21 protein-coding genes are annotated in these 20,719 nt (G+C 71.2%); 14 read left to right on the forward strand and 7 right to left on the reverse strand.

Annotation, left to right across the window (positions count from 1 at the left end; translation table 11 throughout):
• Positions 1-63 precede the first annotated feature (63 nt).
• Complete coding sequence (locus M0R80_15640; protein MCK9461065.1) at positions 64-3,537, reverse strand: tetratricopeptide repeat protein; 3,474 nt, start codon at positions 3,535-3,537, stop codon at positions 64-66.
• Positions 3,534-5,315 carry a hypothetical protein gene (locus M0R80_15645; protein ID MCK9461066.1) on the reverse strand — a complete coding sequence of 594 codons (1,782 nt, stop codon included), beginning with the start codon at positions 5,313-5,315 and terminating at the stop codon, positions 3,534-3,536. The genes M0R80_15640 and M0R80_15645 overlap by 4 nt, the downstream gene beginning before the upstream one ends.
• A gap of 115 nt (positions 5,316-5,430) precedes the next feature.
• Here M0R80_15645 and M0R80_15650 point away from each other — a divergent pair, with 115 nt between their 5' ends.
• From M0R80_15650 to M0R80_15660, 3 genes are all read left to right on the forward strand, one after another.
• On the forward strand, positions 5,431-6,012 hold the full coding sequence (locus M0R80_15650) for a hypothetical protein (protein MCK9461067.1): 582 nt from the start codon (positions 5,431-5,433) through the stop codon (positions 6,010-6,012).
• 15 nt (positions 6,013-6,027) lie between these two features.
• Positions 6,028-7,536 (forward strand): SPFH domain-containing protein, encoded by a 1,509-nt coding sequence (locus M0R80_15655; GenBank protein MCK9461068.1) that lies wholly within the window; start codon positions 6,028-6,030, stop codon positions 7,534-7,536.
• A 161-nt stretch (positions 7,537-7,697) separates the two neighbouring features.
• The gene (locus M0R80_15660) at positions 7,698-8,276 is read left to right on the forward strand and encodes a DUF3782 domain-containing protein (GenBank protein MCK9461069.1); all 579 of its coding nucleotides are present in this window, start codon (positions 7,698-7,700) and stop codon (positions 8,274-8,276) included.
• 75 nt (positions 8,277-8,351) lie between these two features.
• On the opposite strand, the gene M0R80_15665 is transcribed toward M0R80_15660, so the two are convergent.
• Positions 8,352-9,335 (reverse strand): hypothetical protein, encoded by a 984-nt coding sequence (locus M0R80_15665; GenBank protein MCK9461070.1) that lies wholly within the window; start codon positions 9,333-9,335, stop codon positions 8,352-8,354.
• A 105-nt stretch (positions 9,336-9,440) separates the two neighbouring features.
• Here M0R80_15665 and M0R80_15670 point away from each other — a divergent pair, with 105 nt between their 5' ends.
• Both M0R80_15670 and M0R80_15675 read left to right on the forward strand, forming a co-directional pair.
• Positions 9,441-9,860 (forward strand): GNAT family N-acetyltransferase, encoded by a 420-nt coding sequence (locus tag M0R80_15670; protein MCK9461071.1) that lies wholly within the window; start codon positions 9,441-9,443, stop codon positions 9,858-9,860.
• Positions 9,857-10,762, forward strand: coding sequence for a phosphatidylglycerol lysyltransferase domain-containing protein (locus tag M0R80_15675; GenBank protein MCK9461072.1), 906 nt, complete (start codon positions 9,857-9,859; stop codon positions 10,760-10,762). Before M0R80_15670 ends, M0R80_15675 begins: the two co-directional genes overlap by 4 nt.
• On the opposite strand, the gene M0R80_15680 is transcribed toward M0R80_15675, so the two are convergent.
• Both M0R80_15680 and M0R80_15685 read right to left on the reverse strand, forming a co-directional pair.
• Positions 10,714-12,447 carry a PDZ domain-containing protein gene (locus M0R80_15680; protein ID MCK9461073.1) on the reverse strand — a complete coding sequence of 578 codons (1,734 nt, stop codon included), beginning with the start codon at positions 12,445-12,447 and terminating at the stop codon, positions 10,714-10,716. The genes M0R80_15675 and M0R80_15680 overlap by 49 nt on opposite strands.
• Positions 12,448-12,499: 52 nt before the next feature.
• Positions 12,500-13,552 (reverse strand): KamA family radical SAM protein, encoded by a 1,053-nt coding sequence (locus tag M0R80_15685; protein MCK9461074.1) that lies wholly within the window; start codon positions 13,550-13,552, stop codon positions 12,500-12,502.
• Positions 13,553-13,741: 189 nt separating this feature from the next.
• Here M0R80_15685 and M0R80_15690 point away from each other — a divergent pair, with 189 nt between their 5' ends.
• The gene (locus M0R80_15690) at positions 13,742-13,999 is read left to right on the forward strand and encodes a hypothetical protein (GenBank protein ID MCK9461075.1); all 258 of its coding nucleotides are present in this window, start codon (positions 13,742-13,744) and stop codon (positions 13,997-13,999) included.
• Positions 14,000-14,006: 7 nt separating this feature from the next.
• A complete protein-coding gene (locus tag M0R80_15695) occupies positions 14,007-14,411 on the forward strand; it encodes a hypothetical protein (GenBank protein MCK9461076.1) in 405 nt (134 codons plus the stop codon).
• On the opposite strand, the gene M0R80_15700 is transcribed toward M0R80_15695, so the two are convergent.
• Positions 14,378-14,683, reverse strand: a complete 306-nt coding sequence (locus M0R80_15700) for a hypothetical protein (protein ID MCK9461077.1) — start codon at positions 14,681-14,683, stop codon at positions 14,378-14,380. The genes M0R80_15695 and M0R80_15700 overlap by 34 nt on opposite strands.
• A 153-nt stretch (positions 14,684-14,836) precedes the next feature.
• Here M0R80_15700 and M0R80_15705 point away from each other — a divergent pair, with 153 nt between their 5' ends.
• Positions 14,837-15,898: a hypothetical protein gene (locus M0R80_15705; protein ID MCK9461078.1), complete on the forward strand. Its 1,062-nt coding sequence runs from the start codon at positions 14,837-14,839 to the stop codon at positions 15,896-15,898.
• A gap of 22 nt (positions 15,899-15,920) precedes the next feature.
• Here M0R80_15705 and M0R80_15710 read toward each other — a convergent pair whose 3' ends face one another.
• Positions 15,921-16,607 carry a hypothetical protein gene (locus M0R80_15710; GenBank protein ID MCK9461079.1) on the reverse strand — a complete coding sequence of 229 codons (687 nt, stop codon included), beginning with the start codon at positions 16,605-16,607 and terminating at the stop codon, positions 15,921-15,923.
• Positions 16,608-16,867: 260 nt separating this feature from the next.
• On the opposite strand from M0R80_15710, the gene M0R80_15715 reads away from it, so the two are divergent.
• From M0R80_15715 to M0R80_15740, 6 genes are all read left to right on the forward strand, one after another.
• The gene (locus M0R80_15715; protein ID MCK9461080.1) at positions 16,868-17,545 is read left to right on the forward strand and encodes a MotA/TolQ/ExbB proton channel family protein; all 678 of its coding nucleotides are present in this window, start codon (positions 16,868-16,870) and stop codon (positions 17,543-17,545) included.
• Positions 17,542-18,099, forward strand: coding sequence for a biopolymer transporter ExbD (locus tag M0R80_15720; GenBank protein MCK9461081.1), 558 nt, complete (start codon positions 17,542-17,544; stop codon positions 18,097-18,099). Before M0R80_15715 ends, M0R80_15720 begins: the two co-directional genes overlap by 4 nt.
• A gap of 12 nt (positions 18,100-18,111) precedes the next feature.
• Positions 18,112-18,699, forward strand: a complete 588-nt coding sequence (locus tag M0R80_15725) for a biopolymer transporter ExbD (protein ID MCK9461082.1) — start codon at positions 18,112-18,114, stop codon at positions 18,697-18,699.
• Positions 18,699-19,382 (forward strand): hypothetical protein, encoded by a 684-nt coding sequence (locus tag M0R80_15730; protein MCK9461083.1) that lies wholly within the window; start codon positions 18,699-18,701, stop codon positions 19,380-19,382. The genes M0R80_15725 and M0R80_15730 overlap by 1 nt, the downstream gene beginning before the upstream one ends.
• Before the next feature lie 92 nt (positions 19,383-19,474).
• Positions 19,475-20,485: a tetratricopeptide repeat protein gene (locus M0R80_15735; protein MCK9461084.1), complete on the forward strand. Its 1,011-nt coding sequence runs from the start codon at positions 19,475-19,477 to the stop codon at positions 20,483-20,485.
• The coding region (locus tag M0R80_15740) for a hypothetical protein (protein ID MCK9461085.1) at positions 20,486-20,719 on the forward strand (234 nt) is incomplete at its 3' end.

Raw genomic sequence — 20,719 nt, forward strand, 5'->3', positions numbered from 1 at the left:
CCTCCTATGGACACGCAAGGGACGGTTTCGATCGCCCATTATGACGCAAACGACCGGCGGTCGCTACAGGGGAACCCGATCCGAGGGAGCCGCGGTCGCGGCCTCGTCGTCGGGCGCGCCGGCGTCGTGCGGTCCGCCCCCGGCGGCCGGGAGCTCCGCGAGCCGGTCGAGCTGCGCCTTCGCGGGCGCGAGGTCGGGCTCGAGCTCGAGCGCGAGGGAGAACGCCTCGGCCGCGCTCGTCCGATCGCCCCCGCCGAGGTACGCGAGCCCGAGGTTGAACGCCGCCTCCGGGAACTCGGGCCGCGCCTCGAGCGCCCGCAGGCACCAGCCGATCGCCCGGCCCCACGCCCGGGCCGCGCCGTGCGTCCTGCAAAGCTCGTTCATCGCCTCGGCGTCCGCCGGGTCGAGGCGGATCGCGGCCTCGAACGCTTGGGCCGCGGCGGCGGACCGACCCGCCGCGCGCAGCGCGAGACCGATGTTGAAGTGGGCCTCGGCGCGGAACGGATCGAGGCGCAGCGCCTCGGCGTGCTGCTCGATCGCGAGGGCGGTCTCTCCCCGCGCCCGGGCGAGGAGGCCGAGCATGTCGCGCGCCTCGGCGAGCCAGGGGTTTTCGGCGAGCGCGGCCTTCAGGATCCTCTCTGCGCGATCGAGGTCGCCCGTGAGGCGCAACGCCTCGGCGAGCGACATCCGCGCGCCGATGAGCCCGGGGTCCGCCACCGCCGCCCGCTCGAGCGGGGCGAGCGCCGCGTCGGGACTTCCGGCGGCGAGCAGCGCCACTCCGAGGTCGTAGCTCGCGAGCGGGCTCTCCGGCTCGGCGGCCGCGGCCTTCGACAGCGCCTCGACCGCCTCGTCGATCCGCCCGAGATCGAGGAGCGCGAGGGCGCGGTTGAGCCTGTACCTTTCGCGATCGCCGGACGCGCGAGCCGCCCGGTCGTACGCCTCGAGCGCGGCGTCGGGCCGCCCGAGGTTGCCGAGGTCGTTGCCGATCTCGAACAGCTTCTCGGCGTCGTCGCGGTACAGGTCGGCGAGCGCCGCGTAGTAGCCTGGCCCCTTCTCCGCCTCGGCCGAGAAGAGCGCGAGCTTCCTCCCCTCGGGCCAGGTGGCGCGCGCCTGCTCGAGCAGCCCGGCGAGGACGAACCCCTGCGCCTCCCGCGCCCGCGCGAGCTCGGCCCGGATCCGCTCCCCGCTCCCGCCCGTGTCGGCGAGCAGGGGCACGGCCGGGGAGCGCACCGCGTTGAGCAGCGACGCGTCCATGCGCCGCCCGCGCGACGCGTCGGTGACGTATGAGAGGAACGGCCGATCGTCGGCCTGGACCGCGAGCCCTTCCGTCCACGCGCGCACCATCGCCGGGCCCGCGAGGAAGCACTCGAGGATCTCGACCGCCGCGTCCATCCCGAACGGCCGGAGGTCCGCGCGGACCTCCGGCTCCGCGAGCCGGCGCTCGAGCGCGGCGACGTCGATCTCGAGCGGAGTGTTCGTGCCGACGAGCTTGACGTACGCCGCCTGGCCGTACGTCTCGAAGCCGGCGTTCACCCAGAGCGTCGTCATCGGGAACGCCTCCAAGAACGTGCGGACGATCGTCTTGAACTCGCGCTCCGAGAGGCCGTGCAGCGGCACCCACTGCACGGCGATCCCCCGGGGCGAGAGGTGCGCTCGGATCTCGCGGTAGAACTCGACCGTGTAGAGCGCCCACGAGTCGACCGCCTTGGGGTGGGTCGAGTCGACCATCACTGCATCCCAGCGCGCGCGGCTCGCGGCGAGGAAGTGGCGGCCGTCGTCGATGTGCAGGCGGACCCGCGGATCGGCGAGCGCGCCGTGGTTCAGATCGGCGAAGTGATCCGCGGCGCGCGGGATGGCGGACGACAGCTCGACGATGTCGAGCGACTCGAATGGGTGCGCGAGCGCGGCGCCCGCCGAGATCCCGGCGCCGAAGCAGATCATGAGCCCGCGCCGCGGCTCCCCGTGCAGGAGCGGCGCGAGGTGGCCGAGCAGCTTGAAGCTCTGATCGTGGACGAGCCGCGTCGTCACCTCGTTCACGGCGTTCATGAACAGCTGCCGCTCGCCGTTCAGGTTGTTGCGCGCCACGGCGACCGTGCCGGTGCGCCCCTCCTCGTAGTGGATCAGCGTCTCGTGCCGCGCGCCGATCGACGACGACAGCATGCGCCGCGGGAGCCCCCGCGGCAGGACGGCGACCGAGGCCATCGCGGTGCAGGCGACGAGCGCCACGGCCGCGAGCGGGCGCCGCCGGGATCGCGGGACGGAGAGCGCGGCCACGGCGAGCGCCGCGAGCGCCGAGAGCGCCGCGAACCCGCACCGGGTCGGCTGGATCCCGAACGTCGGGATGAGGAGGGCGGTCGTCGCGACCGCGCCCGCGGCCGAGGCGCCGCCGTTCACGAGCAGCGCCGTGCCGAGCCTCGCCCCGGTCCGCGCCCCGTCGCCGGCGTACAGGGCGCACGCGGCCGGCAGCAGCGCGCCCGAGACGATCGCAGGCAGGAGCGCGAGGATCGGCGCGTACAGGAGCTCGCGCAGCGTCTCGATGTGGAGCGACGCCGCGAGCCCGCCAGTGGCGCCCAGGCCGAACGGATCCCGCCCGGCGGCGAGGTACAGGGTGGCGGCGGCGGCGAACGAGAGCACCAAAGCCAGCGAGAGCGCGGCGAGGAGCGCCGCCACGACGATCGCCGGATCGCGCCGGGCGAGGCGGCGGTGCGCGAGGCCGCCCAGGCCGAGGCCGACGAGCACGGTGACGAGCAGCGCCGCGAACGCGGTGGTGTCGTGGCCGAAGACGAAGGTCAGGAGGCGCGCGTCTATCGCCTCGGCCGCGAGCATCGCCGATCCTCCGACCGCGGCCGCGATCAGCGCGGCGACCGCCGCGCCTCGCGGGACGACGCCGGTGCCCGCGACGGCTCGATCCGCCGGCCGGGATCGCGGCGCCCGTCGTGCGCGCACAGTCGCGACGGCGATCAGCGCGGCGGCGAGGCTCGAGCCCGCGGCGAGGTACGACGAGGCCGAGAGGCCGATCGTCGGGATCGCCCAGTAGCCCGCGATCGCGGCGCCCGACGCGCCGCCGATGGTGCCGGCCCCGTACAGGAGGCCCAGGCCGCGACGGAGCTCCTCGCCTCGCGGCGCCAGGGCGCGGGCGAGGGCGGGCAGCGTCGCGCCCATGAAGATCGCCGGCACGAGGACGAGCCCGGCCGCGGCCGCGAGCAGGGTGGGGAACGGCCACCCGGACGACGCGAGCGCCCGCGTCGCGTGCGGCATCGCGAGCGCGATCACGGCGAGCGCCTCCTCGGCGAGGATGTACAGCTTGAGCGGCTCGGCCGCGCGGTCCGCGATCCCACCGAACGCGCGGGCGCCGACGGCCATGCCGAGCATGAACGCCGCGAGGACGATCATCATCGCGTCGGCAGAGCAGCCGATAGGCACGACCAGAAGCCGCGACCACACGACCTCGTTCGAGAGCGCCGCCGCTCCGGAGAGAAGCGCGGCGACGAGCATCGCGCCGAAGGCCGCCCGCTCCCGCGCGTCGGGCGCGCTCATCGGCCCGCTCTCCTTTCGAACATCTGGAACAGCTGCCCCTCCCTCGTCCTGAAGGTGCGCACGGGGGCGTACTTCTCCTTGAGGAGCGCCTGCAGCGCCGCGAGCCCGGCCACGCCGAAGCGGGGCCTGAGGAACACGATGCGCGTTGCGGGCGCGTCGATGCGGGCGACGAGCTCGCGCGGGTCGGCGTTGCCCGACCGGTAGCGCTGGATGTTCGTGTCGACCTCGCGACTCGCGATGTCGCGCCCCGAGAGGAGCGCGAGCAGCGGGACCGTGCCGGAGTCGCCGAAGATCTCGTCGCCGTCTGCCGTGCGCGCGAGGATCTCGGCGACGGCCTCGTCCGCGATGTCGAGCGTCCGGCTCTCGTGCCAGAGGTAGTACGTGAAGCTCGAGGTCCGCTCGCCAATCACCCGCTCGTCGTCCCACAGGAGCGCCCTGACCGCCCGGTTCGCGAAGCCGGGGAGCGCGCCGTCCCGCCAGTGGTAGGTGCGATCCCGATCCGGGGCGGGCTTCGCGCTCTCCTCCTCCCAGTAGGCGAGCGTGCGCTCCAGAAGGTGGCCGAAGGCGAGCGTCGCACCGAGCGCCGCGAGCGCGATTCCGGCGAACACCGCCGCGCCGCGGGAGATCCCGGCCGCTCGCAGCCGGCCCCGGGCGCGCAGCAGCCGCACGGCTCCGCGCACGCCGTCGGCGACGAGCCAGGCGCCGGCGAGCGCCGCGAACGGGAACGACGGGACGAAGTAGTACATCCACACGCGGTCCATGCTCAGGAGGATGGCGAGCATGAGGATCGCCGCGAACGCGCCCGCGAGCGGCAGCCCGACGCGCGAGAGCGCTGCAGCGGCGCGGAACCGCTTCAGGATCGAGCGCTCACCCCGCGTCGCGGGCCACGCCGCGGCCACGGCGCCGATCATCGCCGGCAGGCTCAGGGCGAAGAGCGCCGCCGGCACCGCGTTGTGGAACAGCACGGACCAGCGCATGTTGGCGAGCTCGGAGTCGGCCATCGCCGTCTTCTCCGCGTGGTATGCGAAGACGTTGTGGACGAGATCGCCGAACCCGGCCCACAGGCCGAGCGCGACGAACGCCGCGGCTCCGAAGGCGGCGCCGAAGAGCGCGAGCCTCGCGCCGCGCCGGGGATCGCGCAGGAGCGCGACGACGACGAGCGCTGCGACGCCCGGGATCGCGTAGAGCCGCGTCGCCACCGCGCAGACGCAGAGCGCGGCGCAGACGACCATCCGATCCTTCCGCGCCACGAGCCACGCGAAGGTGAGCAGCGTCACGGCGGTCTCGACGCCCGTGAAGTGGGACGACGCGCGCAGCGGCTCGTAGGCGAGCAGGGCGAGCGCCATGGCCGCGATCCCGGCGATCGCGCCGAGCTCCCTGCGCGCCATCCACGCCACGCCCGCGCCGCCCGCCAGGGTGACGATCACCGGCAGCAGCCGCCCGAGCGTGAAGTGGTACCCCGCGATCTCGAAGATCGCCGCGGTGAGCAGCGCCTGGAAGGGCGGGTGCGCCATGGAGAAGTCGCGGTACGGGACGAAGCCGTCCGCGATGAGCTTCGCCTGGTAGAGGTAGATGTGCTCGTCGCCCGCGCAGGCGTTCAGCGAGAACGACTTGAGGACGAGGTAGAACGCGCCGACGAGGAGCGCCCCGACCGCGAAGATCGCGGCGTCGTGCCTCCCGTCACGCGCGAAGATCGCGGCGACGCGCGCGGGTCCGGCCACCCGCTCGACCGGCCGCCCCGCCCGCTCGACCTTCCGCTTCCTGTCGCGCCGACCCATGACCGTCCATTTTGTCCATTCCGTCCGTTCCGTCCATTTCCGAATTGCCCTTGCCCCCCTGCCGCGTTCCCGCGTAGCATTTCGCTCTGCAATTCGAACGGCAGGGGGTACCCGCATGATCTCTTGGTTCAACTCGTTGAGCGGCCTCGATCAGGCGTTCGCCGTCGCGGCGCTGGTCGGCGGCGTCGTGTTCGTCGTGCAGCTCGTCCTCATGCTCGTCGGGGTCGGCGGCGCGGACGCGGACGGGCCGGGCATGGAGGTGAGCCACGACGTGGCGCACGCGGACTCGGACGTCGCGTTCCAGGTCCTTTCGGTCCAGGGCGTCACGGCGTTCGTCATGGTGTTCGGCTTCGCGGGGTTCGCGATGAGCCGCGGGTCGGGCTTCGGCGCGTTCCCGTCGCTCGGCGTCGCCCTGGTCGCGGGGGTCGGGGCGATGTGGCTCGTCGCCAAGACGTTCGCCTTGTTCCGCAAGATGCAGTCGAGCGGCACGCTCGATCTCAACAACGCCGTGGGCCGGACCGGCCGCATCTACCTCTCGGTGAAGCCCGACGCGCCGGGCAAGATCGAGGTCGCGGTGCAGGGCAGGTTGCAGATCTTCGACGCGACGAGCGAGACCGGCGAGGCGCTGCCCACGGACACGCGCGCCGTTGTCGTGCGCGTCGAGAGCCAGAACGTGATGGTCGTCAAGCGCGCGTAGCGAAAGGAGACCCGAATGATCCCTCTTCAGGAGAACCCGCTCGCGGCGGTCGACGCGGTGAAGGACGGCAGCATCTGGTGGACCGTCCTCTACGTCGTCGTCGCGCTGTTCGCGCTGTTCCTGCTGCTCTACCTCGTCAAGCGGTACAAGCGCTGCCCGTCCGACAAGATCCTCGTCGTGTTCGGCAAGGTCGGCACCGGCCAGTCGGCGCGCTGCATCCACGGCGGCGGCGCGCTGATCCTCCCGCTCATCCAGGACTACCGGTACCTCAGCCTCACCCCGATGACGATCAGCATCCCGCTGCAGAACGCGCTGTCGCTGCAGAACATCCGCATCAACGTGCCGTCGACGTTCACGGTCGGCGTGAGCACCGATCCGTCGATCATGACGAACGCCGCCGAGCGCCTCCTCGAGCTCCAGAACCGGGACATCGAGGCGATGGCGCGCGAGATCATCTTCGGCCAGCTGCGCCTCACGGTCGCGTCGCTCACGATCGAGCAGATCAACCAGGACCGCGAGTCGTTCCTCACGGCGATCCGCAAGAACGTCGAGCCGGAGCTCAACAAGATCGGCCTCTACCTCATCAACGTGAACATCACGGACATCACCGACGAGTCCACGTATATCGAGTCGATCGGCAAGAAGGCCGCGGCCGAGGCGATCAACCAGGCCAGGGTCGACGTCGCCAACCAGGAGAAGCACGGCGCGGTCGGCCAGGCCGAGGCGGTGCGCGAGAAGGAGATCAAGGTCGCCGAGAACGTCGCCCAGGCCGTGAAGGGCAAGAAGGCGGCCGAGGCGGATCAGCGCGTGTACGTCCAGGGCCAGGAGGCGCAGGCCGTCAAGGGCGAGAACGAGTCGCGCGCCAACATCGCGAACTACAACGCCGAGCTCGCGGTGAAGACCGCCGTCGCGCTGCAGCGCGGCGAGGTCGCGAAGCGCCAGGCCGAGGTCGAGATCCAGAAGGCGCAGTACCTCGCCGAGGAGCAGCGGCTCAACGCCGAGGAGGTCGTGCGCAAGGAGATCGAGAAGAGGAAGATCGAGATCTCCGCCGAGGCCGAGGCCGAGAAGCTCAGGCGCGAGGCGCGCGGCCAGGCGGACGCCATCCTCGCGAAGTACGAGGCCGAGGCCAAGGGCGTGCGCCAGGTGCTCGACTCCAAGGCCGCCGGCTACCGGGCGCTCGTCGAGAGCTGCCAGGGCGACGCCAAGTCCGCGGCGACCTTCCTCCTCGTCGAGAAGATCGAGCACATGGTGGGGCTGCAGGTCGAGGCGATCCGCAACCTCAAGATCGACAAGATCACCGTGTGGGACTCGGGCGGGGGCAAGGACGGCACGTCGTCGACGGCCAGCTTCGCCTCGAGCCTCATCAAGAGCCTGCCGCCGCTGCACGAGGTCGCGAAGATGGCGGGCGTGGATCTGCCCGAGTACCTCGGCACGATGTCGCCCGAGAAGCCCGCGCGCCCGGAGCGAAAGAGCTCGCCGCCGCCGGCGCAGCACCCGCAGCCGTTCCCTCCCGCGACGAAGTAGGGATCCCCCGATACGTGGTTCGTCGTGCCGGCCAAGGAAGGGCGCTGACCCTCCTCTCGTGTCCGGCCCGCGGGCGATTTTCGGCAACTTCTTGGCAAAGCGTCCGATAGAGAGGATGCGAGGCGCGGTGCCGAGCGATATACTGAACCAGGAGGACGACGATGGAAGCTGACGTCTCGATGAACGATCTGCGGCGCGTCATCAGAGAGATCGCGGAGCAGTCGAAGGAGAACGAGCGACGCCTGGCCGAATCCGGCGCAGAGACGGATCGCCGGATGCGGGAGACCGACCGCAAGCTGGCCGAGGTGAGCCACCAACTCGGCGGCTTGGGCAATCGGCTCGGCGAGTTCGTGGAGGGTGTTGTCCGCCCGGGGCTCGTGCGGCTGTTCCGGGAGCGCGGCATCGACGTGCGGCGCACTCTCCGAGACGTGGCGGGTGACAAGAACGGGCTCGCGCTGCAGATCGACCTGCTCGTAGTGAACGATACCGACGCGGTCGCGGTCGAGGTGAAGTCGAAGCTCACCGACCGCGACGTCGACGATCACCTCGAGCGGATCGGCAAGTTCAAGATCCTGTTCCCTGAGTTCGCCTCCAAGAGGCTCCTCGGCGCCATCGCGGCGATGGTCGTGCCGGACGGCGCCGTGAGGTACGCCGAGCGCTGCGGCCTCTTCGTCATCGGCCAGCGCGGCGACGACGCGGCGTTCCTCAACTCGGATGGGTTCGAGCCGCGGGCGTGGTGAGGCGAGACCGAACCGCGGGAAAATGGAAAGGGAAGGGACGGGGCGGCGGGCGGCACGGCACGTGCCGGAGGAGAGCTACTCGGTCGGGGCCGGCTGCTTCTGCTTGAACTTCTTGTACGCGTCGCCGAGCGTCTTCTTGACGGCCTCGGGATCGATCTTCGGCTTGCCGGGATCGGTCTTCGGCTCCTCGGCCTTGGGCTCGGGCTCGGGCGTGGGCTCGGGCTCGGTCGCGGTCCCCTTCTTCGCCGCCTCCTCGGCCGCCTTCTTCGCCTTGCTCACCGCGGACGAGCCGCCGCTCGAGCTCGACGAGGAAGAGCCGCTCGCCGCGGCGCCGCTCTCGAGGAAGTACGGCTTGCCCATGTAGCGGACGACCGCGTCCGTGAACGTGCCCGCGATCCAGGAGCTCTGGATGCTCGCGGGATCGCCCTTGTAGCAGACGGCGATCCGGCCCGACGCCTTGCCCGCCTCCTGGAACAGCGGCCCGGCCGCGTCCCAGTCCTTGACGTTCCACGACGTGATCTCGATCACCCACGCGTTGTCCGCGTTCCAGCTCGTCGTCGCCTCGGGGTTGGCCGGGTCGTTGTTGATCTGGAAGTAGCCGGCGCCGTACTCCATCTTCCGCGTGAAGGTCTTGCCGGCGGCCGGCGGCTCGGGAAGATCGATGTTCACCGACTGCCCGCTCGTGATGAGGCCGGTCGGGCCGTCGAGCGCCTTGTCGGAGAGCACGAGCTTCCACGCGCTCATCCCGGGCTCGAACACGACGGACGCGACGCCCATCGGCTTGCCGTTCGCGATGCCGGCGGCCGGCACGGCCGGGATCGTCTCGAGCGTCGGCGTCTCGGTCCAGGTGTACGGCGGGACGTTCACCGCCACGACCGGGGCGACCGGGGCGACCGGCAGGGCGACGGGCGCGGTCGGAAGCACCGGCGCGGGCACCGGCGGCGTGGCCACGGTCGGCAGCACGATGGGCTCTTCCTTCTTCCCGAACGGCAGCAGGTCACAACCCGCGGCGAGGATGGCGGCGGCCGCGACGAGCACGATGATGGACAACCACTTCATGGGGAACCTCCTCTCGTTTTCGAGTACGGGGGAGTATACAGGATTTCGGTTTTCTTGATACACCATGAACCGCCGCGGCTCGGGGATGCCGCCTGCGGAGCGTTTATGGTCGAGTACCAGTTCGTCCAGCCCACGAGCGACCGCCTCTTCCCGGAGATCGTCGCCCTGTACCGCGCCATGGGGTGGTGGGGTGACGCGCCCGACGACCTCGGCTCGGTCGCGCGGCTCGTGGGCGGCAGCCACGCGTTCGTCGCGGCGATCGACGGCGGCGCGGTGATCGGCATGGGCCGCGCGCTGAGCGATCGGGAGAGCGACGCGTACGTCCAGGACGTCGCGGTCCGGCAGGATCGCAGGCGGCAGGGGATCGGCGGCGAGATCGTGCGCCGCCTCGTCGCTCGGCTCGAGGACGACGGCATCGGCTGGATCGGCCTCGTGGCGGAGCCCGCCGTGACCCGTCTCTACCTGCGCGAGGGGTTCGCGCCGATGGCGGGCACCGTGGCGATGCTCCGAAAGAGGCGGCCGTGATCGGGCGCCCGCTCGAGCTCGCCAACGCCGCGGCGCTCAGGCCGTTCTTCGACGCGCAGCGGTACCCGCTCGCGGCCTACTCCCCGCTCTCGGTCATGGCGTGGCGTCGAGCGGACGGCTTCGAGGTGTCGTTCACCGTCGACGACGGTCGCCTCGTGATAGCGGCCGAGAGCGCGGAGGGCCGCCACCTCGGGCTGCCGATCGGCGGGCGCGCGCCGACAGTCGCCGAGCTGCGCGTCCTCTCGGAGCGGCTCGGTGTCCGCGAGTACTGGTACGTGCCGGGCGACCTCCTCGAGGCGCTCCCCGCGGACGAGCTGCGCGCCGCGTTCGACGTCCGCGAGCGGCCGGAGTGGGGTGAGTACGTCTTCCTCACCGAGGATCTCGCCGAGCTCGGCGGGCGCAAGCTCGCCGCGAAGCGGAACCTGATCCACCAGTTCGAGAGGTCGCACGTGGAGACCGGACGCGCCGTGACCGGCCCGATCCGTCCCGAAGACGTCACCGAGTGCGTCGCGTTCCTCGAGGCGTGGTGCGAGGAGCGCGGGTGCGACGGCGCCGGAAAGGATCCGCTTTCGTGCGAGCGGCGGGCGGCGGAGACCGCGCTCGGCGAGATGCACGCGCTCGGCGTCGAGGGGGTCGCGATCCGCGTCGACGGCCGCGTCGTCGGGTTCGGGATCGGCTGCCGCGTCATGGACGACCTCGCGGCGCTCCACTTCGAGAAGGCGTCCGCGTCGGTGAAGGGGCTCTACCAGTATCTGGATCGGGAGTGCGCGCGGCGGCTCTTCCAGGGGCGATACGAGCGCGTGACCAAGGAGGGCGACATGGGCCTGCCCGGCCTCGCCCGGTCGAAGCAGTCCTACGGGCCGCTGTCCAAGACCGCGGCCTTCTCGCTCTCGCTGCGCTGAGCCCGCGCGGCGAGCCGATCCAGCGCGAGCCGCGCGAGGAACGCCGTCGCGAGCGCGAAGAAGACGCCCGCGCTCAGGATCCTGCCGGCAGCGGCGAGCTCGGCCGGCAGCTTCGCCCACTCCCACGCGAGCGCCCCGCCGGACGCCGCGACGAGCACCGCGGCCGCGGCCAGCGGACGCCTCGCGCCGCGGGGCCGCGCGCGCCGCTCCGCCGCGCCGTACCGGGCGAACGACCGCGCGGCGAGCAGCACGATCCACGTCTTGGCTGCGTAGAGCGCGATCCCCGCGAGCAGCAGCGCCACGTCGCCCCGCAGCGCGTCCGCGGGAACGCCGGGCACGGCCCACCCGCCGAGCCCGTACGCGGCGATCGCCATCGCCGTGAACACCGCCGCGATCCACGATCCGAACCGGGCCGTCGGGCCGACCGCCGCGCCCTGCGCCCGCTCGGGCCAGATGAGGACGGCGGCGGCGAGGTACGCGACGAGCGCGAACGGATCGGTCCACGCGTGCCAGCCCCACCGCGCGTCCGCCTGGCTCGCGACCGCCTCCGACACCTCGAGCGACGAGCCGAGCGCCGCCGCGAGAGCGGGCATCGCCACGATCGCCGCGAGCCGCGCGCCGAACCAGGCGATCCGCTGGCGCGCCCCGGCCGAGGAGTAGAGGGTCGCGACCACGAGGCCGGCTACCGCGCCGGCGAGCAGCGCCGCGGTCGCGGCGGTCCGCGCGCCCACCAGGATCGACACCGCCGGGAGCACGAGGATCGGGACCGAGGCCGCGGCGAGCCCGAGCGCGTCGGCGAGCGGGTTGGCGCGGGCGGCCGGATCGGCGGCGCGATCGCGCACCTTCGGCGCGGCGAACGAGAGCAGCAGGCCGAGCGCGATCGCGGTGAGCAGGATCGCGGTCACCTCGTCCGCGGCGCCGGGATCGAGCGGCGCCAGCCGGAGGTTGACGACCTGCGTCCTCCCCGTGCCGGTGACGAGCTCGAAGCGGCAGGACTCGTTCTCCGCGAGCCCGGCGAGATCGGCCGGCGACGACAGCGCGACCCCGTCGACCGCGAGGAGGCGATCGCCCGGCGCGATCCCCTGCTTGTCCGCGAGGCCGCCGCTCCGCACCGACACGACGAGCAGCTCGTTCCCCTCCGGCGAGGGCGCGAGCGAGATGCCGAGCCGGCCGAGGATCCGCTCCGCCTCGCGGTTCCTCTGCGCGGCGAAGGCGATCCCGCTGCCCGCGGGCCGCAGATCGAGCCGCACGGTGTCGCTCGTCGCGGAGATGCGCGTCGATCCGCCGGCGAGCGCCGTCGGGAAGTCGACGCCCACGCGGCCCTCGAACCGCAGCGGCTCGGCCGCGAGCGCGCGCATCGTCACCCCGGTGATCGGCACCTCGATCGACGTCTCGGACACCGAGACCCCGTCGACGAGCACGACGCGGTGCTCTGGCGGCACGAGCCCGGACGGATCGAACGCGCCGCTCAGCGTGACCCGTGTCGGGCCCTCGACGAAGCCGCTCCCTTCGATGCGGAGGACGTCCCCCTGCTCGAGCACCGTCGGCGCGATCTTCGAGATCGCGGCCATGTCCACGGTCGGCGGAGGGGCGCAGGCGGCGGCGGTGAGCGCGACGATGGCGGCGAGCCCGTGCGACGAAGGCGGGCGGGCGGCGGATCGGGACCTCTGCGAGGGCGTGCTCACGCGGTCAGGTTAGCGGACGGCCCGGAGGAAATCCAAAATTCGGGGCGGGCGGCTACCCCTCGGCGTCAGGGTACTCGACGAGCTCGCCGTTCGGCGCGCGCAGGAGATAGCTCCCGTCCCGCGCCTCGACGACGTAGTCCGGGCCGATCGGCACCTTGCCGAGGCCGCCCGGGAGATCGACGACCAGCGTCGGGATCCCGAGCCCGCCGACGCGGCCGCGCAGGTGCGCCATGATCGCGATCGCCCGGGCGAGCGGGACGCGGAACCGCTCCGCGCCCGCGACGAGATCGCAGGCGAACAGGTAGTACGGCCGCACCCGCGCGACGAGGAGGCGGCGGCACAGCTCCTCTATCACCGCGGGATCGTCGTTCACGCCCGCGAGCAGGACCGCCTGGTTGGCCACCGGGATCCCGGCGTCGACGAGGCGGCCCACCGCCGCGACCGCTTCCGGCGCGAGCTCGCGCGGGTGGTTGAACTGCGTGTTGACGTACAGCGGGCCGCAAGCCGCGAGCTTCCGGGCCAGGGCTCCGGTGACGCGCGCCGGCAGCGCGGCCGGCACCTTGGTCCCGATCCGGATGATGTCGACGCTCGGGATCCGCCGCACGCGGGCGGCGATGCCGGCGATCGCGTCGTCCTCGAGCAGCAGCGGGTCGCCGCCCGACAGGATGACGTCGCGGATCTCGGGGTGCGCCGCGATGTACGCGAGCGCGCGGTCGAGATCGGCGCCGCGGATCGGGACGATCTTCCCGCGGCCGAGGGCGCGGCGCGTGCAGTGGCGGCAGTGCACCGGGCACCCGCCGTGCACCAGGAGGAGGGCGCGATCCGGGTACCGCCGGATGAGCCCGGGCAAAGGGGCGTGGCGCTCCTCGTCGATGGGATCCGCACGCCCTCCGGGGCCCCTCCGGGACTCGGTGCCGGTCGGAACGATCATCGCGCGGATCGGATCGCGCGGGTCGTCCGCGTCGACCAGGGACCAGTAGTAGGGGGTCACCGCGATCGGGAAGTCGGTCGCGACCGAGGCGCCGACGGGTCCGACGAGCTCGGAGCCGCGGCGCGCCCGCTCGATCTGCCAGCGCCAGTCGCCCCATTCCTCTGCGGTGGCCATTCGCTCCCGGCGCGCCCGGCGCCGCCTCCGGGGCGAGAATCTGCCCTCGAAACGCCGCCCGCGCAAGCTCGTTTCCGCAGTCGTGGGAGCGGCCGTGGGAGCGGCCGTGGGAGCTTGCGCGGCCGCGCGGCTCCCTGTATAAGCACCGGGTATTTGACCCGGGATTCCCGGGGGCGCCGGAGGAGAGCGATGGCAAAAGCAGAAAAAATGAACCGCGGCGTGAGCTCCAAGGAGACCCGTGGCGGCGGCAGCGAGATCAAGCTCCCGCCCGGGGTGCACTCCATCGACGGGCACGGCAACATCTTCGCGTCGCTGCCCGAGCTGAGCCGCATCCAGCCGAAGTACTTCACGTTGGACCAGATCCAGGCCGCCTTCACGGCCGGCAAGCTGACGACCCTGTCCGAGGGCAACGTGAAGGAGCTCGAGAACCTGGTCGCCAAGAAGTAGCGCTCGCGTGCGCGACGCGCTGACCGCACTCTACCGCGAGGTCGACGACGAGCTGCGCCGCTTGGGCGCGTCCTGCGAGGCGTGCGGGAAGTGCTGCAGGTTCGCCGACTACGGCCACGTGCTCTGGGCGACGAACCTCGAGATGGAGCTCCTCCGGGAGCGCCACGGGCGCCGCGAGGCGGCCTTTCCCGGCGCGTGCGCGTACCTCGACGGCGCGCGCTGTCTCGCCCGCGAGGGGCGCGCTCTCGCGTGCCGCACCTTCCACTGCGGCCTGCCTCGGGAGATCGTGGAGGAGGTCACGAACCGCTATTTCGAGAGGATCCGCGAGCTCGCGCGCGCGGCCGGGTACCCCTTGGAGTACGACGATCCGACGGGCGCTCAGGACGGCGCGAGCCCGTGCACCAATCCGTAGATGTCGACCTCGTTGCGGTTCGGCCGCAGGATGTCGGTCACCGCGCTCGTCCGGACGTGCGCGGATCCGGCCACGAACTCGAGCGGGTGCCCGAGGAACCCGACGCCGGGGATCGCCGCGATGAGGCGCATCCCGAGGGCGCTGTGCCCGGAGATCCACGCCGACGTCTCCCGATCCCGGACCGCCACGCAGGTTCCGGACCGAATGTGGTACTCCCTGTTCCGCGTGATGAAACAGGTGTGCACGCGCCGGTTCGCGCCGATGTAGGCCATTTTTCCCTCCCTGAGGCAAACATTTGCCCGTTCGCCCGTCTATTGTAGAAATTCGGAGCCCGGGGGTCCAAAAAACGGCCACGAAGAACGCCGTTGAAATCCGCACGTCGGCGTGTGAAAAAGGGCTACGGCAAAAAAGTCTGGAGGAGATACATGAGACACATTGGTATCGCATTGGTGTTTGGTTGCCTATTGTCGTTCGCGGTCGACGCGCAGGCTCAGTATCAGGGAGGCGACGGGTACTACGGCGGCGAGCAGCCCGCCCCCGCTCCCGCCCCCACGGATCCTGCGGCGGGCGGAGGCTACTACGATCCCGGCACGGGCTCCTACGTCGACCCCGCGTACGGCGCCCAGCCGCAGCCGCAACCGCAGCCGCAGCCGCAGCCGCAACCGCAGCCGGAGGCCACGGGGGTGTCGATGTCTGCCACGACGAACGACGCGGCGGCGGACGGAGACCTCGCGGGGTTCGAGCTGGGCATCAACTGGGCCGGCGGCGCGAAGGTCGCCATCCAGCCCGGCTACATGGCCGGAAAGTGGGGCATCTACCTGCTCACCGGGATGAACCTCCACAAGACGCACGAGGACGCCACGACCTCGGACGCCGAGCTCGCCGCCTGGGACGCCCCCGGCGCCGGCGCCGCGCACCACGCCGGCGAGGGCAACTACGACGAGGCGGTGTCGATCGAGTCGACGGTCTTCACCTACGACATCGGCCTCGCGCTCCGGTTCTACCTGCTCGAGGCGCTCAAGGCGCAGTCGCCGAACCTCTACCTCGAGCTCGACCTCGGCTGGCGCGGCGCGGCCGTGAAGAACGAGATCGACTGGAACTTCAAGGGCGACCTCGAGGCGATCGGCGACGTGAACGCGGACGGCTCCATCAACGGCGAGGACGCCGAGGACCTGGAGTTCGACAGGAACAAGAACTGGAACCGCGCCGCCGAGGACTACGCGCACGACGCCGAGCAGAAGGCGCAGGGGCTGTGGGTCAACCTCGGCATCGGCGGCGAGTATGTGTTCGTCGGCGGGTTCGGCATCGCCGGCGAGGTGGGCCTGAGCCTCTTCTGGAACACGCCGTGGACCGAGAAGGGGCCGTACGGCTACGACTCCGACGGCTCGCTCGCCGAGGTCGACTGGGAGTACGAGGACGTCAAGTACCGCGGCTGGGGCGTGGACTTCGGCTTCTACTACAACCTCGCCCTCCGGTACCACTTCTAGCCGGCGCGATCCGCGCCGCGGATCACTTCTCGAGCTGGACCTTCGAGGTCTGGACCTGCTCGCGGTTGATCCGCATCTCGACGGGCTGGACCTTGTTCTTGCCGACGGCGAGCCGCACCTCGTAGTGCCCGGTCTGCAGGACGAGCGGGGCGCAGGTCTTGCCCTTGCCCGGAAGGTCCTTCGCGTTCTCGAGGTCGTGCACGGTGAACGGCACGGGCACGCACTTGCCCTCGGCCTTGCCCTGGAACGTGTGCAGCGTGATCTGGCCGGCCGGGAAGATGCTGTCGATCTGCTGGGTTTGCCCGGCGACGTCGATGACGTCCGTGAGGTAGAGCGGCTCGCCGAACACGAGCGGCGACTTGTACTCGATCGTGTACTGGCCCTGGTTGAGCTCGAGCTCCTGGCCGAACGTCCCGTTCTCCACGACGGCCGTGCCGTCCGAGCCGAGCATCCGGTACGTGCCCTTGGGGTTCTTCTCGTTGACGACCCGGAGGTTGACCGTGACCTTCGTCGGGCCGGTGTACGCGGCCGGGGCGTCCTCGTCGGATATCTCGTCCTCCGTCACCGGCTCGAGGACGGTGTCGCCGAGCGCCGCGGCGACCGGATCCACGTCGTCCTGGGGCGGGGGAACCTTGCCGCCGCAGGCGGCTGCGAGAGCGGCGATCGAGCCGACCAAGGCGATGATTCCGAGCGTGTTCGAGCGGGTCATGTCGTGTCCTCCTTCTGCCGCTGCGATCCGGGACGCCGATCGCTGCGCGGGCGGCGGTAGTCTGGAGAGCGCAGTCTACCATAGGATCCGGCGCGCGTTGACCCCCCTTGTCGCGACGGTTCCGCACCGCCCGCATCCCCACGTTATTCTTGAATGTTCGACGCCGCGCGGGCGGCCTTCGCCGCGTTGACACCTCATCGGCAATCGCCTATATTCGCGGACCGTATCGCCGGGGGCCTTTTCCACCAAGGAGCGAGGATATGCAGGCAATTGCGGAGTTCATACAGAAGGGCGGACCCTTCATGTACGTCAACCTGTGTGCGGCCGCCGTGACGTTGGGGCTCATCGTCGAGCGCGCGGTGTACTACTTCATGGCCAACCGGGTGAACGCGAAGTCGCTCCTGGAGCAGATCCAGAAACTCGTCGCCGCGAACAACATCACGCGGGCCGTCAAGCTGTGCAGCGCCTCCTCGGCGCCGGTGGCCCGGGTCGGCAAGGCCGGCCTCACGCGCTTCCACAAGGGAGAGACCGCGATCACCATCGCGATCGAGGAGTCGATGGCCGACATCGCCCCGGACCTCAAGAAGCGCGTCTCCGCGCTCTGGTCGGTCGCCAACATCGCGACCCTGATAGGCCTCATCGGGACGATCTTCGGCCTCATCAAGACGTTCTCGAGCTTGGGCACGGCGAGCCCGGCCGACAGGTCGCGCCTCCTGTCCGACGGCATCTCGGAGGCCATGAACAACACGGCGCTCGGGCTCTCCATCGCCGTGACCTGCATGATAGGCCACCTGTTCCTGTCCGGCATCGCGAAGGGGCTGCAGGGCAACCTCGACACCTTCGGCCTGAAGCTCGAGAACTGCCTCATCGAGGAGTCGCGCAAGTGGGAGAGCCAGCAGGGCGGCGTGGGCGCCCCGCAGGCCGAGGCCCCTCGATGAGCGGACTGACGTCTCGAGGTCGCAGGAGGCTCCGCGCCGAGCGCGAGCGCCTGGAGGAGGAGGGCGAAGAGTCCGGAGAGCTCAACCTCGTCCCGTACCTCGACATCGTCACCAACATCCTCATGTTCCTGATCGTGACCATCACCACGATGGTGACGGTCGGCAACCTCGAGGTGCTCGTCCCCGAGTACTCGCAGTCGGCGTCGGTCTCGCAGAAGAAGTCCGACCAGGAGAAGCCGCCGCTCAACCTGACCGTGACGATCACCGGCAAGGGGTTCACGGTGGCGACGTCCACCGGCGTCATGTACGAGAACAACATCCCGGACAAGCTCCCGACCGTGCCGCGGGCCGCGTCGGGGCAGTACGACTTCGACGGGCTCCAGAAGCTCCTCGCCACCGTCAAGCGCTTGAACGAGAAGGAAGAGCAGGCGATCCTCGCCGCGAACCCGGACATCGAATACGAGACGGTCATCGGCGTGATGGACGTGCTGCGCGTCGGGCCGGACCTCAAGCCGCTGTTCCCCCAGGTGCTGTTCAGCACCGGTATCCAGTGAGGCGGATCCCCGATGGACACGAAGAAGAGCAGATCCGGGACGCCGACCGTCGAGGAGATGGACAGGCAGCGGCGCGCGGACAAGAAGGCGCTCATGAGGCTGCGCGCGCGGATCGACGCCGAGGACGTCAACTTCCTGAACATCACGGCGATGATGGACATGATGACCATCCTCCTGGTGTTCATGCTGATCAGCTTCTCGTCCGAGTCCGCCAACATCACCCAGTCCGACCAGCTCCGGCTCGCCTCGTCCGGCACGGCCAAGGAGGTCGTCGAGTCGGTCTCCGTGACGCTGACGAAGAGCGCGATCCTGGTCGAGGGGAACGCCGTCGCCGACGTCCACGACGGGGCGATCGACGCGTCCGACAAGCAGAGCGGGGACGTGAACGGCCTCGTCATCACGCCGCTCCTCGACGCGCTCGTCGCGCGCGCGGAGCTCGACAAGAAGATCGCGGAGATGAAGGGCGAGATGTTCGAGGGCGCGGCGACGATCATCGCCGACAAGGCCACGCCCTACAGGCTCCTCACCGAGGTGATGTACACGGCCGGCGAGGCCCAGTACAAGAAGTACCGCCTGATAGTCCTCCAGAAGAAGCAGTAGTGATCGCGCCGCCCACGCACGTCGATCCCCGGCTCGCCTCCTCGCTCCCCCGAACGGCCGTGCTCCTCGTCGCGGTCCTGTGCGCCGTCGCGTGCGGACCCCGCGCGCCGCGCGTGACCGGGTCGGGCGACGTCCCGGGGGCGCTTCCCGCGATCAAGATGCGGCACCAGATCTCGTTCACGCGGGGCGAGGACGTCCAGGTCTTCGACGGGTACATGCTGCTCGCCGGGGAGCGCCTCCTCGTCCGGGCGTTCGCCGGGCCCGGGGTCGACCTGTTCACGGTCGTCCGGGACGGCGCCGCGCACGACGAGCGGCTCCACATCGCGGGGCTCGCGGACAGGATCGACATGGAGAAGGTCGGCGGGGACATCGCCCGCGTCTACCTCGGCGGGTGCGCGAAGCCCGCGGCCGGTGTCTTCGAGGCGACCTGCGACTTCTACGGCGAGCCGATGATCGAGAATCTCGACGCCGCCGGCCGGCTGATCTCGAGGCGCTTTCCCGAGGCGCACGGGATCGGCCTCGACGTGGCCTACGAGGACTTCGCGCCGTTCGCGTGCGGCGAGCGCGCCCGCCGCGTCACGATGCGGTGGGGCACGAGCGGGAACGAGATGGCGATCCGCCTCGTCGCGTGCGAGAGCCTCGACAAGGTGGACCCCGCGGTCTTCGCGATCGAGCCGCGCTGATCCGGGCCGCCGGCTCCGCGAGGTGCGCGCGGCAGGAGACGAGGGCGGGCAAATTGGGTAGAATGCCGCCAACGCAAGACGAAAGGGCCGTCATGACGAAACACACGGCAGCATCGCTCGCGCTCCTCTGCGCGCTCCTCCTCTCGCCGGCGCCCGGCGGCCTGCGGGCCGGAGAGGACGTCGCGAAGGAGGCCTACGCGAAGGGCGTGGCGCACTTCGAGAAGGGGGAGTACCGGGAGGCCGCGGACGCCTTCCGGGAGGCGCACACCCTCAAGCCGACCTGGAAGGTGCTCTACAACGTCGGCCAGGCGGAGGCCGCCGCCAAGCGCTACGGGCTGGCGCTCGAGGCGTTCGAGGCCTACCTGGCGCAGGGGGGCGACGACGTCCCGGACCTGCGGCGGGAGGAGCTGCTCGCGGAGCTGGAGCGGCTGCGCAAGATGGTGGGGACCGTGGAGATCACCGCCCCCGACGGTGCGCAGGTCTTCGTCGACGGCGTGGCGAGAGGCGCCGCGCCCCTCCTGGGCAAGCTGCCCGTCTCCGCGAGCGTGGAGCACCGCGCCTGGGTGGTGGTCGACGGGGAGCGGTCCCCGGAGCGGGCGTTCAAGGTCATGGGCTCGGACTCCATCTCCATCACTCTCGGGGCCGCGGCGGAGGGGCCGGCCGCGCCGGCGGTCGGCGTCGTCGCGGTACCGGACGTCGCCGCGGGCGAGGGCGCGCGTCCGCAGGAACCTGCGCCGGCGGCCGACGACGGGCCGTCCGGCCTGCGCACGGGCGGCTGGGTGATGGTCGGCGTGGGCGGCGCCATGCTGATAGCCGGCGCGGTGACCGGCGCCCTCGCCCTCAACCTGGACGACGAGCTCTACAACGATTGCACCGACGGCCACTGCCCGGCCGAAAGGGCGGACGACATCGACCGGCTCGGCGCGCTCTCGGCCGTGACCGACGTGATGCTCTTCGCGGGCGGCGCCGTCGCGGCGACCGGCGCGGTGCTGCTCATCGTGGACGCGGTAAAGGACAGGGAGTCGTCCGGCGACGACGCGGTCGGCGTGGCCCCGGCCTTCGGGCCGGGGTTCGGCGGCGCGACCTTGAGGGGGAGGTTCTAGATGTCACGCAACGAGAAGAAGCGGGTCGCCTGCCTCGCGGCCTTCGCCCTCGCCGCGGGCTGCAGCCTGATCACCGGCGAGTACGACGCGGACCTCGACTCGGGAGCTGCCGACACCGACACGGACACGGACACCGACACCGACACCGACACGGACACGGACACCGACAGCGACAGCGACACCGACACGGACACGGACACGGACACCGACACCGACACCGACACGGATTCCCCC

Source organism: Pseudomonadota bacterium, from assembly GCA_023229365.1.
Classification (GTDB): Bacteria; Myxococcota_A; Polyangia; order JAAYKL01; family JAAYKL01; genus JALNZK01.

Excerpts from the sequence above, each read along its gene's own strand:
- M0R80_15725 (MCK9461082.1), top strand. The coding sequence starts at position 18,112 with ATGGACACGAAGAAGAGCAGATCCGGGACGCCGACCGTCGAGGAGATG.
- M0R80_15710 (MCK9461079.1), bottom strand. The coding sequence starts at position 16,607 with ATGACCCGCTCGAACACGCTCGGAATCATCGCCTTGGTCGGCTCGATC.
- M0R80_15685 (MCK9461074.1), bottom strand. The coding sequence starts at position 13,552 with ATGGCCACCGCAGAGGAATGGGGCGACTGGCGCTGGCAGATCGAGCGG.
- M0R80_15690 (MCK9461075.1), top strand. The coding sequence starts at position 13,742 with ATGGCAAAAGCAGAAAAAATGAACCGCGGCGTGAGCTCCAAGGAGACC.
- M0R80_15715 (MCK9461080.1), top strand. The coding sequence starts at position 16,868 with ATGCAGGCAATTGCGGAGTTCATACAGAAGGGCGGACCCTTCATGTAC.
- M0R80_15660 (MCK9461069.1), top strand. The coding sequence starts at position 7,698 with ATGGAAGCTGACGTCTCGATGAACGATCTGCGGCGCGTCATCAGAGAG.
- M0R80_15720 (MCK9461081.1), top strand. The coding sequence starts at position 17,542 with ATGAGCGGACTGACGTCTCGAGGTCGCAGGAGGCTCCGCGCCGAGCGC.
- M0R80_15700 (MCK9461077.1), bottom strand. The coding sequence starts at position 14,683 with ATGGCCTACATCGGCGCGAACCGGCGCGTGCACACCTGTTTCATCACG.
- M0R80_15735 (MCK9461084.1), top strand. The coding sequence starts at position 19,475 with ATGACGAAACACACGGCAGCATCGCTCGCGCTCCTCTGCGCGCTCCTC.
- M0R80_15655 (MCK9461068.1), top strand. The coding sequence starts at position 6,028 with ATGATCCCTCTTCAGGAGAACCCGCTCGCGGCGGTCGACGCGGTGAAG.
- M0R80_15645 (MCK9461066.1), bottom strand. The coding sequence starts at position 5,315 with ATGGGTCGGCGCGACAGGAAGCGGAAGGTCGAGCGGGCGGGGCGGCCG.
- M0R80_15665 (MCK9461070.1), bottom strand. The coding sequence starts at position 9,335 with ATGAAGTGGTTGTCCATCATCGTGCTCGTCGCGGCCGCCGCCATCCTC.
- M0R80_15640 (MCK9461065.1), bottom strand. The coding sequence starts at position 3,537 with ATGAGCGCGCCCGACGCGCGGGAGCGGGCGGCCTTCGGCGCGATGCTC.
- M0R80_15705 (MCK9461078.1), top strand. The coding sequence starts at position 14,837 with ATGAGACACATTGGTATCGCATTGGTGTTTGGTTGCCTATTGTCGTTC.
- M0R80_15650 (MCK9461067.1), top strand. The coding sequence starts at position 5,431 with ATGATCTCTTGGTTCAACTCGTTGAGCGGCCTCGATCAGGCGTTCGCC.
- M0R80_15670 (MCK9461071.1), top strand. The coding sequence starts at position 9,441 with ATGGTCGAGTACCAGTTCGTCCAGCCCACGAGCGACCGCCTCTTCCCG.